Origin of the sequence: Microbacterium sp. gxy059, assembly GCF_050958665.1 — a bacterium.
Classification (GTDB): domain Bacteria; phylum Actinomycetota; class Actinomycetes; order Actinomycetales; family Microbacteriaceae; genus Microbacterium.
The window spans coordinates 1-13,571 of the sequence record NZ_JAMXWT010000014.1 but is presented as its reverse complement, the minus strand read 5'-3'; the positions used below and the strand labels follow the sequence as shown (position 1 = coordinate 13,571).

Below are 13,571 nucleotides of genomic sequence, written 5' to 3'. Positions count from 1 at the left end.
CCGCGCCGCCTCGCCGGGCCCGCGGTGGGGCCGCGTCGGATCCGGCCCGCGTCGCGCCGCGCTCATCGCCCGACCTCGGCCGAGACGGCGGGCGAGGTGGCCGGGGTCAGCTCGCGGGCGATGCGGGCGCCGTCGGCGTAGTCGATCTCGTGCACGACGCCCGCCACGGGGTCGCCGAGGTAGGCGCGCTGCGTGTCGACCGTGAGGCTCACTCCGCTCGCCTCCGTGCCCGCGAGGGCGTCGGCGACCAGCGGCTCGGTCGCCGCGCGCTCCTCGCCGTCGCGTCCGAAGACGCGCACGCGGCCCTCGTCGTCGAGCGCGACGACGTTCTCGTCGTCATCGTCGGCGGCGACGACCCGCACGAGCGTCGCGTCGACCTCCGCGTGCGTCCATTCGCCGGCGCGGGTGTCGAGCAGCCAGAAGCCGTCGGATCCCGAGAGCCCCGCCACGGTCGGCCGGTTCTTGCGGCCGTCGAAGGCGAGCGGGCGCTCCGCGGCGTCGTCCGGGAACGGGATCCGCTCGAGCGTCACGTCGCCTCCCGGCGCGACCGCGAGGAGCGCGCCGTCCGCGCAGCCGACGACCGTGCCGACCCGCGTCGCGATGGCGCCAGACGGATCCTCGCACGCCTCCTCGACCCCCGTGGGGGATCCCTCGGCGTCGACGACGCGCGCGAGGCCGGCGTCGGATCCGTCCGCGAGGGCCACGACGGCCGCGTCGCCGACGGGAGCGACCACGCCGGCGGACGCGTCGGTCTCGAGCCGGAACAGCTCGGAGACCTCGCCCTCCGACAGGGCCTTCATGTCGACGAGCACCGCGTCTCCCGACCCGGAGAAGAACAGGCCGGTGCCGCCCGCCGTCGCCAGGGGAGGCGTCGCGACCGCGACGGGCCCCTCGCCGGGGATCGACCCGGGCAACGCGGGATCAGCGGCGTAGTAGTGGAAGTGGTCTCCGTGGTCCCACGACCAGGCGCCGCCGTCGACGACGTCCACGCCCTCGTCGGTCTCCACGAACGCGAAGCGTCCGTCGCTCGCGGCGCGGATGGGCGCGCCGACGGATCCGATCTCCTCGGCCTCCTCCGTGAGCAGGTCGAGCACGCCGACCGTCCCGTCGGAGCTCACCGAGACGAGGCGCGGCTGGGGCTCGCCGAGCTCCTGCGCGCCCTCGACGTGCCCGTGCCCGTCGCCCTGCTGCTCCTCCGTGGGCGCCTCGTCGGGCGTCGGGGCGTCGGCCGCCTCGGCGGCGCATCCGGCGAGGACGAGCGAGGCGAGGGCGAGGGGCGCGGCGGCGTGCGCGAGGCGGCGGGGGCGTGACGTCATGGGACGAGCTCCTTCTGTCGGGGCGAGGGGGAGGGGAGGGCCGCGGATCCGTGCGCGGCGCGTGCGGCGCGGATCCGCGAGACGGTGTGGGCGACGAGCGCCGAGAGCGCGGCGAGGAGGATCGCGGCTCCGGCGATCGTCGGGCCGGCGGCCGTGGCGGCGTACCAGGAGACGAGGAGGCCGGTCACGACGGCGACGGCGCCGAACGCGGCCGCGAGAGCCATGGTCGAGGGGATCGTGCGGGTCCAGCGGCCGGCGGCGACGGCGGGCGCGAGCAGCATGCCTACGACGAGGAGGCTGCCGACGGCCTGGTACGAGGCGACGACGGCGAGGGTGACGAGCGCCGTGAGCATGACGTCGGCGAGCTGCGGGCGCAGGCCGAGCGTGCGGGCGAGGCGCGTGTCGAAGGCCGCGGCGACGAAGGATCGGTGGAACAGGCCCGCGACGACCAGCGTGGCGACGAGCGCGCCGCCCAGCAGCAGGAGGTCGCCCGTGCGAACGGCGAGGATGTCGCCGAAGAGCATCACGGTGGCGTCGGTCGCGAAGCTGCCCGAGTGCGACACGATGATGACGCCGAGCGAGAGCATGCCGACGAACAGCAGGCCGATGCTCGTGTCGTAGGAGAGGCGCCCGCGGCGGCGCAGCAGTCCGATCGCGGCGCTCATGGCCGCGGCGCTCGCGGCGCCGCCGACGACGGCGGGCCAGCCCGCGAGGGTCGCGATGGCGACGCCGGGGAGCATGCCGTGCCCGATGGCCTCGCCGAGGAACGCCATGCCGCGCGTGACGACCCAGGTGCCGACGACGGCGCAGACGGCCGCGACGAGCAGGCCGCCCATGAGCGCGCGGCTCATGAACTCGGCGGCGAAGGGGGCGAGGATCCAGGACACGAGGGACGACCTTACATGAAGATGAAAACGGTTATCAATTACAATACAAGGGTGATCGAGACCCCCGCCCTCCGCGCCGCCGGAATCTGCTTCTCCTACGACCGCGTCGACGTGCTGCACGACGTCAGCGCCGACCTCGTGCCCGGCGCCCTCACGGCGATCGTCGGCGCGAACGGATCCGGCAAGTCGACGCTCGTCGAGATCATGGCCGGCGTGCGCGCCCCGCGAGAGGGGCGGGTGGAGCGCACAGGCGAGGTCGCGCTCGTCGTGCAGCGTGCGCGGATCCCCGAGACGCTCCCGATGACGGCGCGGGAGGCCGTCGCGATGGGCACGTGGGCCCGGCGTCGGCCCCGCAGGGAGGTGCGCCGCATCGTCGACGACGCGCTCGAGCGCGTGGGCCTCGCGGAGTTCGCGCGCCGATCGATCCACGCGCTCTCGGGCGGGCAGCGCCAGCGCGTGCTCATCGCCCAGGGGATCGCGCGCGACGCCCCGATCCTGCTGCTCGACGAGCCCGCGGCGGGGCTCGACGTCGCGAGCCGGGCGCGCACCCGCGCGATCCTCGCCGACGAGGCCGACCGCGGCCGCGCCGTCGGCTGGGTCACCCACGACGAGGAGGACGTCGCCTGCGCCCACCGCACCGTGCGCCTCGAGGCGGGCCGCCGCGTGGCCTGACCCCGCCGCGGGGACGTGCCTCGCCAGGGGATGTCGGGTGTGCGCGGCGTGCGGTCGCGTTTTCTGGCGACCCAGCGTGGGGTGGTGCCTCGCGAGGGAATGTCGGGTGCGCGCGGCGTGGGGCGGCGTTCTCTGGCGACCCAGCGGATCCGCGCGCCTCGACTCCCCGGTCCTGATCCGCGCCCCGGCCGATCCGCGCGACCGCCCCGCTCCGGGGCTTCTCAGCCGCCGGGCTCCTAGGATGGAGGCAGTCCCCGTTCCGAGCCCGAGGAAACCGATGACGTCCCGCCTGCCTTCGCGTCGTGCCGAGCGCCTCGTGCTCGTGCTGCGGGCGGCGATCACCGCGATCGCGGCGCTCATCGTCACCTTCGCGCAGGAGCGCACGGGCGAGTTCGCGCTCCTCGTGTTCTCGATGTTCGCCCTCGCCCTCGCGGTCCTGTTCTTCGCCGAGTCGATCTGGGTGCGCCCGAAGCAGGGCAACGTCGTGCCCCGCGTGCTCGGCGCCCTGCACCTGCTCGCCGGATCCCTCGCGCAGCTGCTCGACGCGACCCCCGACGTCGCGTTCCACTGGGTCCTCATCGGCTGGGCGGCGGCGACGGGCGCGTTCGAGCTGGCGGTCGGCGTCGCGGGCGCGCGTCGCGGCGCGGCGGCGGGCGACGGGCGCGACCGGATCGTCGTCGGCGCCCTCACCCTGATCCTCGCCGTCGTGTCGCTCGTCGTGTCACCTGGATACGCCCTCGACTACTTCATCGAGGAGGCCGGGCAGTCGTTCACGCTCACCGGCACGATCGTCGGCGTCGGGCTGTTCGGCGGATGGGCGGCGATCGTCGCCGTCTTCCTCGGCATCGGCGCGATGTCCCCCGCTCCCGCCCGCGAGGCGGCCCCTTCGCAGAAAGACAAGCCGTGACTGACAAGCCCACTCGGCGCGACCTCATGAAGCCCGTCCACCTCATCGGGATCGCCTTCGGCGCCGCCCTGTTCGGCGGGCTCGTGACCGCGATGTCGATGGGCGCGTTCGCGGGCGGATCCGCGGAGGCGGTCGCGACCGCGTGGCGGGTGGCCGCGATCCTCGCGGGCATCGTCTTCATCGTGGTGCTGCTGACCCTCGCCCTCCTGCTGCTCGTGGTGGATCCGCGCGAGGTCGCGGAGACCCACGACGAGCCGCTGCTCCTGCGCAAGGAGCGCGAGGACGCGGAGGAGGCCGCCGCGGAGCGCACGGACGACGAGGGCGACGCAGAGGAAGACTCCGCGCGCTGACGCCCGTCCGTGCCGGTCGCCGGCAAGTGCGGTGTGTGAGACCGTGCTCGCCCTGCGGCGCGCCTGGGGGTGCGTGTCTCGATTGAGGTGGGTATCCGGCTCCCATTCCGGCAGAACGTGGGACATGCCGGGTTCGCCCTCCGCTGCGTGTCTCACCTTCGGCGGGTAAGGCGGCGGCATACCGACCGGAAGTGAGACACGCCGGCTGGTGTGGTCGCGCCCCGCGCGCTGACCCGTGCCGGTCGCCGGGAAGTGTGACGCGTGGGACCGCGCTCGTCCTGGAGGTGCGTGTCTCGATTGAGGTGGGTATGCGGCTCCCATTCCGGCAGAACGTGGGACATGCCGGGTTCGCCCTCCGCTGCGTGTCTCACCTTCGGCGGGTAAGGCGGCGGCATACCGACCGGAAGTGAGACACGCCGGCTGGCGTGGTCGCGCCCCGCGCGTGTGCGCCGGACGCCAGAAAGCGCGGCGTGTCGCGGTCGGCATGCCGCAGAGCGTGGCAACCCTCGAGGGCGACGTTCCGCGCGCTGACCCCCGTCCGCGTCGCTCAGCCCTTCGGCGGCAGCAGCTGCGTCAGCGTCTGACGCATGCGCTCGAGCGCCGCGAGGGCGTTCGCCGCATCGGGCAGGTCGGGTTCCGGCGACCAGGTCTCGTCGGTGTCGTGCAGGGGCGCGGCGTCGCCGACGAGGTCGTCGAGGTCGGTCACGAGCGCGCCCTTCGAGGGATCCTCGCGCAGGGATCCGCGGATCCCGTCGGCATCGAGCGGCCGGTCGGACGCGACGAGGCACGCGTTGCCGAAGCGCAGGCCGCCGAGCGACGACCCCTGCACGATCATCGCGACGTGCGCGAAGGTCGCGCGCAGGCCGGCGAGATGCCGCCGCGTGAAGTCGATCTCGGGGCCGGCGACCGAGTTCACGACGAGCAGGCCGCCCGGCGCCAGGGCACGGCGGGCCTCGGCGGCGCACTCGATCGACGAGAACGGCGGAGGGATCCGCCCTCCCGCGAACACGTCGATCGTCACGGCGTCCCACGCACCCTCCTCGGTGCCGGCGAGGAGGCGGCGCGCGTCGGCCTCGACGACCTCCGCGCCGTCGGGCGCGGGGAAGCGCGTGCGCGCGAGCTCCACGAACGCGGGCTCCTTCTCGGCCACGAGCTGGGTCGATCCCGGGCGCGCGTCGGCGAGCGCGCGGGGGAGCGCGAGGATCCCTCCGCCGAGGTGCAGGGCGCGGATCGCGTCGCCGCGGCCGAGGGCGGCGATCATCCAGCGGGTGATCGCGAGCGGCGGGCGCCCGCCCGGGGCGGGGACGTGCGACTGGCGCACGCCGTCGACCTCGAGCAGCCAGCCGCCGTCGACGGGTCGCAGCGCGGCCTCCCCGCCGCCCGACAGGGGCACGATCCAGGGCGCCTCGCCTCTCGCGTCGCTCATCCCTCGATCCTCACACGGGCGCTCCCGATCGACATGGGGAGTTCTCCCCGCCTTCGAGGGCCCGCTTCCGGCGCCGCGCTCGGTAACGTTGTCGTTCGGGCGGCGAGGGCCGCCCGCCTGCCGGGGAGGTGAGCATGGCGACGACGATCTGGGAGGTCGACGACGGCGAGCGCGAGATCGAGGGACTCGACGACCAGGGCCGTCCGGATCCCGCATACGCCGAGGCGCTCGGCCTCGTGCGCGCGCCCTACGGGCGCCGTCTGCTCGCGGCGGTGATCGACGCCGTCGTCTACCTGATCCTGCAGATCCCGTCGTGGGCGTTCGCGATGCCGCTGCTGGTCATGTTCCTGCAGTCGCGCATCACGGCCTACGGCCTCCTCAACCACCCGCGCTTCGTGCTGGCGGTCGTCATGGCGGGTGTCTCGGCCCTGCTCACCCTCGCCTTCTGCGTGGTGCAGCTCGCGCTGCACGGCCGCAAGGGGGTCACGATCGGGAAGGGCTTCTGCGGCCTGCGCAGCGTCAACGTGCGCACCCTCGAGCGCCCCGGGTTCTGGCGCGTCGTGCTCCGGCTGCTCATCATCGGCGGCGCGGGCGTCGTGCCCGTTCTCGGCCCCGCGCTCTTCTTCCTCTCGCCGCTGTGGGATCCCGAGCGCCGGGGCCGCGGCTGGCACGACATGGCGGCCCAGCTGTGGATGATCGATGTGCGGCGCGGGCTGCAGCCGTACGACGACAAGCGCATGCGGATCGCGCGCAAGACCGTGAAGGTCGAGGTGACTCCGGAGCAGAGGGAGCTGCCCTCGCTCGCGACGCCCGACAGCGCCGACGGGCCGAGCGCCTACCGGCCGGCGGGTCGCGTCAGCGCGGGCGTGCTCGGCGTGGCCCGGCCGCATCGCCAGGGCGGAGCGGCCTCGGTGGGGCTCACGGCGCGCGATCCCGGGGCGCAGGCGCCCGCGGAGGAGCGGCCCGGCGCGGGGCGTCCGGTCGTCGGCGGCTACCGTGCGCGACGCGAGGGGGAGGCCCGCGACGAGCAGGCGAACCTGCCGCAGGCGCCCGGCATCGTGCTCGGTGCGCCCGCCGATCTCACGGGGGCGCCGCCCGCGCATCCGGCCCCGCTCCCGCCCGCTCCCGCCTCGGCGAACGTCCCCGCGCCGCCCGCCGCGGAGCCGCCCCTCACCCGCGCGGCCGCGCGGCGGTCCGAGCGCCCCGCCCCGGATCCCGCCCGCGCCTCCGTGCCGACCGGCCCCGACGCGCCGCCCGCTCCCGTGGGCCCGTCCGCCGCCCCGGACCCCGCACCCGCCGCGACCCCCGCTCCGGGACCGGCATCCGCGCCCGCGACCGTCGCGCCCTCCGCCCCGGGAGCCGCACCCGCGGCCTCCTCCTCCGCCCCGGGATCCGCGCCCTCCGCCGCGCCGGCGGCGCTCCCCTCCCCGGGCCGCGCCTCCGCCCCCGCGGCAGCACCCGCCCCGGGCGCGCCCTCGTCGCCCGCCGAGCCGCCCGCGGCACCGCCTCCTCCCGCCCCGGCGTTCCGCCTCACCCTCGACACGGGTGCCGTCCTCGCGCTGCGGGGAGCGATCGTCCTCGGCCGGGATCCGCGGCCCCACCCGAGCGCTCCCGACGCGCATCCCGTGCCGGTGCCCGACGAGACCCGTTCGATCTCGAAGACGCACCTGCTGCTGCGCGCGACCGCGCGGGGGGTCGAGATCGTCGATCTCGGGTCGACGAACGGCACGGCCCTCGTGCGCGACGGCGTCGAGCGCGAGGCGACCCCCGGATCCGCGCTCGTGGCGGAGCCGGGCGACGCGGTGCGCTTCGGCGACCGCACCCTCACCGTGAGCGGCGCATGACGCCGCACGATCAGCTCTCCATCGAGACGAGGCGCGAACTGTGAAGGTCAAGCTCACCCTGCACCGCGAGGGCGTCGACCCCGTCGACATCGTCGTGACGGCCGATTCGACGGCCACCGCGGGCGACGTGGCGCGGTACATCGCCGAGGCGGATCCCGATCGCACGATCGACGCGGATCCCGACGACGTGCTCACGCTCGCCGTGGCGCCGCCGACCGCCGACCGCCTCGAGCCGCTGCAGCCGGACGCCCCGATGGGCGAGGCGCCGATCGGATCCGGCTTCGCCGCGGCCGTGCACAACCTCGGCCCCGATCACTCGCGCGCCGTCGACGGACGCCAGATCGTCGCCGTGCTGCGCGCCGTCGACGGGCCGCTGAAGGGGCAGGACTTCCCCGTGCCGCGCGGGCACTCGTTCATCGGGCGACAGGGCGCGAACGACGTCGTGCTGCGCGACGGGATGGTGTCGAAGCGGCACGCGCGCCTCGAGGTGTCGAGCTTCATCGAGCTCGTCGACCTGAACTCCGCGAACGGCGTGCTCGTCGACGGCGAGCCCGTGCAGCGCGTGCGCATCGAAGCGGGCCAGCCGTTCGTGATCGGCGGATCCACTCTCGTGCTGTTCTATTCGGCCGACTTCGACGCGTCGGCCGACGACCCCGTGCTCGAGCGGGGAGGCGGGCTGCTGTTCAACCGCAGCCCGCGCGTCGAGGTGCGCTACCCGGGCGTGGAGCACACCCCGCCGCGCATGCCCACCGAGATGCTCTCGAAGCTGTTCCCGTGGACGATCCTCGTGGCGCCGATCATCATGGCGGTGTCGATCTACTTCATCACCGAGCGCCCGCGCGCGCTGCTGCTGATCTTCATGACGCCCCTCATGGCGCTCGGCAACTTCATCAACCAGCGCATGCAGTCGAAGAACAAGCGCAACCACGAGCTGCAGCTGTTCGAACGGCAGTTCGAGGAGCTCGAGGAGCGGTTCTTCCACGAGAAGCCGGAGGAGGAACGCGCCCGCAACGAGGAGGTGCCTCCCGTCGCGGAGGTGTTCGAGCACGCGATGCGCCTCGGTCCGCTGCTGTGGACGAGGCGACCGGAGCACTGGAACTTCCTCGCGGTGCGCCTCGGCATCTCGACCGCCGAGAGCCGCAACTCGATCCGCGAGCAGGAGACGCAGGACGGCCTGCCCGAGTACATCGCGCGCGTGGAGCGCCTGCGCGAGCGGTACCGGTACGTGCACGAGGTGCCCGTGCTGGAGACGCTGCCCGCCGCGGGATCCCTCGGCGTCGCGGGGCCCGAGCAGCCGGCCGCCGACGTGATGCGCGGCATCGCGGTGCAGCTGTTCGGGCTGCACGCCCCCAACGAGGTCGTCACGGTCGCCTTCGCGGACGCGGAGTGGGTGGAGGCGCTCGAGTGGCTGAAGTGGCTGCCGCACACCTCGAGCGAGACGAGTCCGTTCAAGGATCTGCCCCTCGCCGATTCCGCGCCGACGGCGAACGCGCTGCTGAGCGCGCTCGAGGACTACGTGATGCGCCTCGTGAAGGCGCCGTCGCACCGCGGGCCGTTCAAGGAGACCTGGAACCCGATGCGGTACGGCACCGACGTGCACCGCGCGGCGGAGGACAACGACGCGTCGAAGCGCATCTCGGTGATCGTGTTCGTCGCGAACGACGCGCCCGTCGACCGCGCGCGCCTCACGCAGATCCTCGAGCTGGGCGCCGACGTGGGCGTGCACGCCGTGTTCCTGTCGCCCACCGTCGAGTCGCTGCCTGCCGCCTGCCGCACCTTCGTCGACGTCACGGGCGGGCTCGACGACGCGACGGTCGGCGTCGTCCGCTCCGGCGAGAGGTACGAGCACGTGCGCATCGAGGGCGTCTCGAACGCCTACATGCACATGCTCGCGCGGCGTCTCGCGCCCGTCGTCGACGCGTCGACCGTGGTGCACGACGAGTCGGACATCCCGCATTCGGTGATGTTCCTCGCCCTCACGGGCACGGAGATCGCGGAGGATCCGCGGGCCGTGATCGACCGCTGGCGCCAGAACAACACGATCATCGACCGCTCCGACGCGCCCCGTCCGCGCCTGAAGAAGGCGGGCAACCTGCGCGCGATCGTCGGCCAGGGAGCGAGCGACGCGATGACCCTCGACCTGCGCTCGCAGGGTCCGCACGCCCTCGTCGGCGGCACGACCGGCGCGGGCAAGTCGGAGTTCCTGCAGGCCTGGGTGCTGGGCATCGCGAGCGCGCACAGCCCCGACCGCGTGACGTTCCTGTTCGTCGACTACAAGGGCGGATCGGCGTTCGCCGACTGCGTCGAGCTGCCGCACTGCGTGGGGCTCGTGACCGACCTCAGCCCGCACCTCGTGCGCCGCGCCCTCACGAGCCTGCGCGCCGAGCTGCACTACCGCGAGCACCTCTTCAACCGGAAGAAGGCGAAGGACCTCCTCGAGCTGGAGAAGCGGCAGGATCCCGAGACCCCGCCGGCGCTCGTGCTCGTCATCGACGAGTTCGCGGCCCTCGCGGGCGAGGTGCCCGAGTTCGTGGACGGCGTCGTCGACATCGCCCAGCGCGGTCGCTCGCTCGGCATCCACCTCATCATGGCGACGCAGCGCCCCGCGGGCGTCATCAAGGACAACCTGCGCGCGAACACCAACCTGCGCGTCGCGCTGCGCATGGCGGACGAGGCCGACTCGAAGGACGTCGTCGACGACCCGATCGCCGCGTCGTTCCCTCCGTCGATCCCCGGTCGCGGCATCGCGAAGACCGGCCCGGGGCGGCTCACGCCGTTCCAGTCCGCGTATGCGGGCGGGTGGACGCGAGACGAGGAGCAGGTCGCGGAGGTGCGCGCGGCGGAGCTCGCGTTCGGATCCCTGACGGAGTGGGAGCCCGAGCGCGCGCCAGAGAGCGATTCGCACGACGAGGATCTCGGCCCGAACGACCAGAAGCGCGTCGTGCGCACCATCATCCGCGCGTCCGACGAGGCGGGCCTGCCCGCGCCGCGGCGTCCGTGGCTCGACGACCTGGCCCAGGTCATCGACCTCGCCGACCTGCCGGCGGAGGGCGACGGCCGCATCGTGCTCGGCATCGCCGACCTGCCTGAGAGGCAGCAGCAGAACCCGGTGTTCTACCGGCCGGACCGCGACGGATCCCTGCTGGTGTTCGGCACGTCGGGCGCGGGCAAGACCACCGTGCTCAAGTCGATCGCGACGGCCGCGGGAATGCGGCCCGACCTCGGGACGACGCAGGTGTACGCCCTCGACTTCGCGTCGGGCGCGCTCGGCGTGCTCGAGAAGCTGCCGCACGTCGGATCCGTCATCGACGGCGACGACGCGGAGCGCGTGCAGCGCCTGCTGCGCACGCTGGGCCGCGAGCTCGACCGCCGCGCGGAGGCGTTCGCGGCGGCGCACGCCTCGAACCTCACGGAGTACCGCGAGCTGGTGGATCCGTCGATGCCGCGCATCGTGCTGCTCGTCGACAACTATCCCGACTTCAAGAAGGAGTGGGAGATCACGTCGGCCCGCGCCCCGTTCTACCGGGAGTTCATGCGGGTGCTCGGCGAGGGACGTCCGCTCGGCGTGCATGCCGTGATCACGGCGGATCGCGGCGGCGCCGTGCCGACGGCCGTCGCGTCGAACATCTCGCGGCGCATCGTGCTGCGGCTCTCCGACGTCAACCAGTACACGCTGCTCGGCGCGGACAAGGACGTGCTGAGCGACCAGTCGCCTCCCGGCCGGTCGGTGGTCGACAAGAACGAGGTGCAGCTGGCGGTGCTCGGCGGCACGTCGAACACCTCGGAGCAGGCGAAGCGCCTCGACGAGCTCGCGGAGCGGCTGCGCGCGGAGGGCGCGCAGGAGGCGCCGAGCATCGGATCCCTGCCCACGCGGGTCGACATCCGCGAGCTGCCGGCGACGGCGTCGGGGCGGCCCGTGTTCGGCGTCGCGGACGACACGCTCGCGGCGCGCGGCTTCGATCCGGCCGGGTCGTTCATCGTCACGGGCCCGCCGCAGTCGGGCAAGACGAACGCGCTCAAGTCGCTCGTCATCGCGATGGAGCGCTTCGATCCGGAGGTGAAGCTGTTCCACTTCGGCACGCGCCGCTCGGAGCTCGCCGACTTCCGGCCGTGGGTGCGCAGCGCCACGCGGGGCGAGGACGAGAAGCAGCTCGCGACGGAGCTGACCGAGATCGTGGCCGACGAGTCGATCCCGTTCCGCATCCTCATCGTGTGCGAGGACATGCCGCACCTCGCCGACGGGCCGGCGGACCGGCCGATGCGGGGGCTGCTGAAGGCGATCAACGAGAGCGACCACATGCTGATCGGCGAGGCGGACGTGACGCGCGCCGGCGGCGGATCCGGCGTGATGGGCGAGTGGAAGGCGGGGCGCCAGGGCATCGCGCTGAAGCCCGACGCCTACGACGGGGACAGCCTGTTCAAGGTGCCGTTCGGGCGGGTCAAGCGCGCCGACTTCCCGGAAGGCCGCGGCATGTTCGTGCAGGCGGGCCGCGCGATGCTCATGCAGGTGCCGATCGCGCACGACGAGAAGCCGGAGGCGGCCGCGGCGCCGTTCCGGATGCCCGAGCGTCCGGCTCCGGAGCCCGAGCCGAAGCGCGCCCCGGCCGCCGAGAAGCCCGCGTCGGGCGACAACATGGACGACGCCGCGGCGAGGGCCGCCCGCCGCGCCCGCCGCCAGGCCCGCCTCGAGGCGGCGAAGAAGGCGGAGGGCGCTGAGCAGGGATGAGCAGGAGGCGGATCGAACCGAGGACGGTTCTTTCCTAGGATGGTTCCGGATCTGGTGGGGCCCGTCGCGCGCTTGCAGAGCGGTTACTGCACACCCCATCAGGGTGGCGAACCGATCCACTCGGACGACGTGTTTGGAGCACTGTCGTGACCGACCAGACCCCCACCATCACCTCCGTCACGTTCCCCGGCCTCGCCTGGGACATCGCGGCGAACATCTACTTCCCCGCCGACTTCGACGCCTCGGCGAAGCACCCGGTCATCATCGCGGCGCACCCCACGGGCAGCGTCACGGAGCAGACCGCGGGCAACGTGTACGCGACGGCCCTCGCCAAGGAGGGCTTCGTCGCCATCGCGTTCGACGCGAGCTTCCAGGGCGAGAGCGGCGGCGAGCCGCGCTTCACCGAGGATCCCGGATTCAGCGTCGGCGACTTCAGCCAGGTGATCGACTACCTCGTCACCCAGGAGTGGGCGGACGGGGACCGCATCGGCGCGATCGCCGTGTGCGGCGGCGCGGGCTGCGCGGTCGCGGCGACGATGATCGACCGCCGGATCAAAGCGCTCGCGCCGGTCGCCGGCTCGAACGTGGGCCGCCTCATGCGCGAGGGCTTCTCGAACTACGACCCGATCGCCATGCTCGAGGCCGTCGCCGCGCAGCGCACGGCGGAGGCGCGCGGCCAGGCCGAGCAGATCAACGATCTGCTGCCCTCCCGTCGGTCGAGGCGGCCCGCGAGGCCGGCGTCGAGGACGTCGACGTGCTCGAGGCGGCCGACTACTACAAGACCGTCCGCGGCTTCCACGAGAACGGGGGCACGAGCTTCACCTTCGCCCGCCAGGGCGCGCTCGCGACGTGGGACGCCTACGCGCACGCCGAGACGTTCCTCACGCAGCCGCTGCTCGTCGTCATCGGCGACAAGCCGGGCGCGTTCGCGTCGTACCGCCTCGGCATGGAGCTGTTCGGCCGCGCCGCGTCGAAGGAGAGGCAGCTGAAGGTGCTCGAGGGCGTGACGCACTACGAGCTGTACGACCAGCCCGAGGCGACGGGCAAGGTGCTGGAGGCGGCCGTGCCGTTCTTCCGCACCCACCTCTGATCCGCCTCTGAGCCCGCGCGGCGCCCGTCGATCCGTTCGACGGGCGCCGCGCTCGCGTCTGGGGGCGGTTCCCCGGCGCCGGTGCACGACGACGCCATCTCTCGGCGCGATGCCCGGAAGCCCGGTCGGATCGGGGTGCTCAGGCGCGGATCGGCGTCGTCATGCGCGCGGCGCGGGTGCCACCATGGAGGGATGCGGAAGACGAGTTCGGGCCGGCGGGCGCAGCTGCACCCGATCCGGACGCGCGACGGCGAGGGTGCTTCGTGAGAGAGGCGCATGTGCTCGACACCGCTCCGCTGTCCGAGAGCGTCTCGCGCGTGGAGGCCGAGGGGTACCTCGCGCAGGAGTCGGCA

Annotated in this window: 9 protein-coding genes and 1 pseudogene; 7 read left to right on the top strand and 3 right to left on the bottom strand. The window is 73.7% G+C overall.

What is annotated here, in order from left to right; all coding sequences use genetic code 11:
* Positions 1-62 precede the first annotated feature (62 nt).
* Both NHL53_RS09395 and aztB read right to left on the bottom strand, forming a co-directional pair.
* Entirely contained in the window at positions 63-1,316 is a 1,254-nt protein-coding gene (locus NHL53_RS09395; protein ID WP_433776602.1) for an ABC transporter, read from the bottom strand.
* On the bottom strand, positions 1,313-2,203 hold the full coding sequence (gene aztB, locus NHL53_RS09390) for a zinc ABC transporter permease AztB (protein WP_433776601.1): 891 nt from the start codon (positions 2,201-2,203) through the stop codon (positions 1,313-1,315). The genes NHL53_RS09395 and aztB overlap by 4 nt, the downstream gene beginning before the upstream one ends.
* Positions 2,204-2,254: 51 nt before the next feature.
* On the opposite strand from aztB, the gene aztA reads away from it, so the two are divergent.
* From aztA to NHL53_RS09375, 3 genes are all read left to right on the top strand, one after another.
* Positions 2,255-2,875: a zinc ABC transporter ATP-binding protein AztA gene (gene aztA / locus NHL53_RS09385; RefSeq protein WP_433776600.1), complete on the top strand. Its 621-nt coding sequence runs from the start codon at positions 2,255-2,257 to the stop codon at positions 2,873-2,875.
* 277 nt (positions 2,876-3,152) lie between these two features.
* Positions 3,153-3,782 (top strand): acyl-CoA synthetase, encoded by a 630-nt coding sequence (locus NHL53_RS09380; protein ID WP_433776599.1) that lies wholly within the window; start codon positions 3,153-3,155, stop codon positions 3,780-3,782.
* Entirely contained in the window at positions 3,779-4,132 is a 354-nt protein-coding gene (locus tag NHL53_RS09375; protein WP_433776598.1) for an amino acid transporter, read from the top strand. Before NHL53_RS09380 ends, NHL53_RS09375 begins: the two co-directional genes overlap by 4 nt.
* A 547-nt stretch (positions 4,133-4,679) precedes the next feature.
* Here NHL53_RS09375 and NHL53_RS09370 read toward each other — a convergent pair.
* On the bottom strand, positions 4,680-5,558 hold the full coding sequence (locus NHL53_RS09370) for a spermidine synthase (RefSeq protein ID WP_433776597.1): 879 nt from the start codon (positions 5,556-5,558) through the stop codon (positions 4,680-4,682).
* A gap of 134 nt (positions 5,559-5,692) precedes the next feature.
* Between NHL53_RS09370 and NHL53_RS09365 the strand changes: the two genes are divergently transcribed.
* The 4 genes and pseudogenes from NHL53_RS09365 to NHL53_RS09350 all read left to right on the top strand — a co-directional run bounded on the left by NHL53_RS09365 (position 5,693) and on the right by NHL53_RS09350 (position 13,218).
* Positions 5,693-7,402, top strand: a complete 1,710-nt coding sequence (locus NHL53_RS09365; protein WP_433776596.1) for an RDD family protein — start codon at positions 5,693-5,695, stop codon at positions 7,400-7,402.
* Between the two features lie 40 nt (positions 7,403-7,442).
* Positions 7,443-12,128 carry an FtsK/SpoIIIE domain-containing protein gene (locus tag NHL53_RS09360; RefSeq protein WP_433776595.1) on the top strand — a complete coding sequence of 1,562 codons (4,686 nt, stop codon included), beginning with the start codon at positions 7,443-7,445 and terminating at the stop codon, positions 12,126-12,128.
* 146 nt (positions 12,129-12,274) lie between these two features.
* Positions 12,275-12,652 (top strand): annotated as a pseudogene (locus NHL53_RS09355) (alpha/beta hydrolase); the annotation flags it as partial.
* 230 nt (positions 12,653-12,882) lie between these two features.
* Complete coding sequence (locus tag NHL53_RS09350) at positions 12,883-13,218, top strand: hypothetical protein (RefSeq protein ID WP_433776664.1); 336 nt, start codon at positions 12,883-12,885, stop codon at positions 13,216-13,218.
* Positions 13,219-13,571 lie beyond the last annotated feature (353 nt).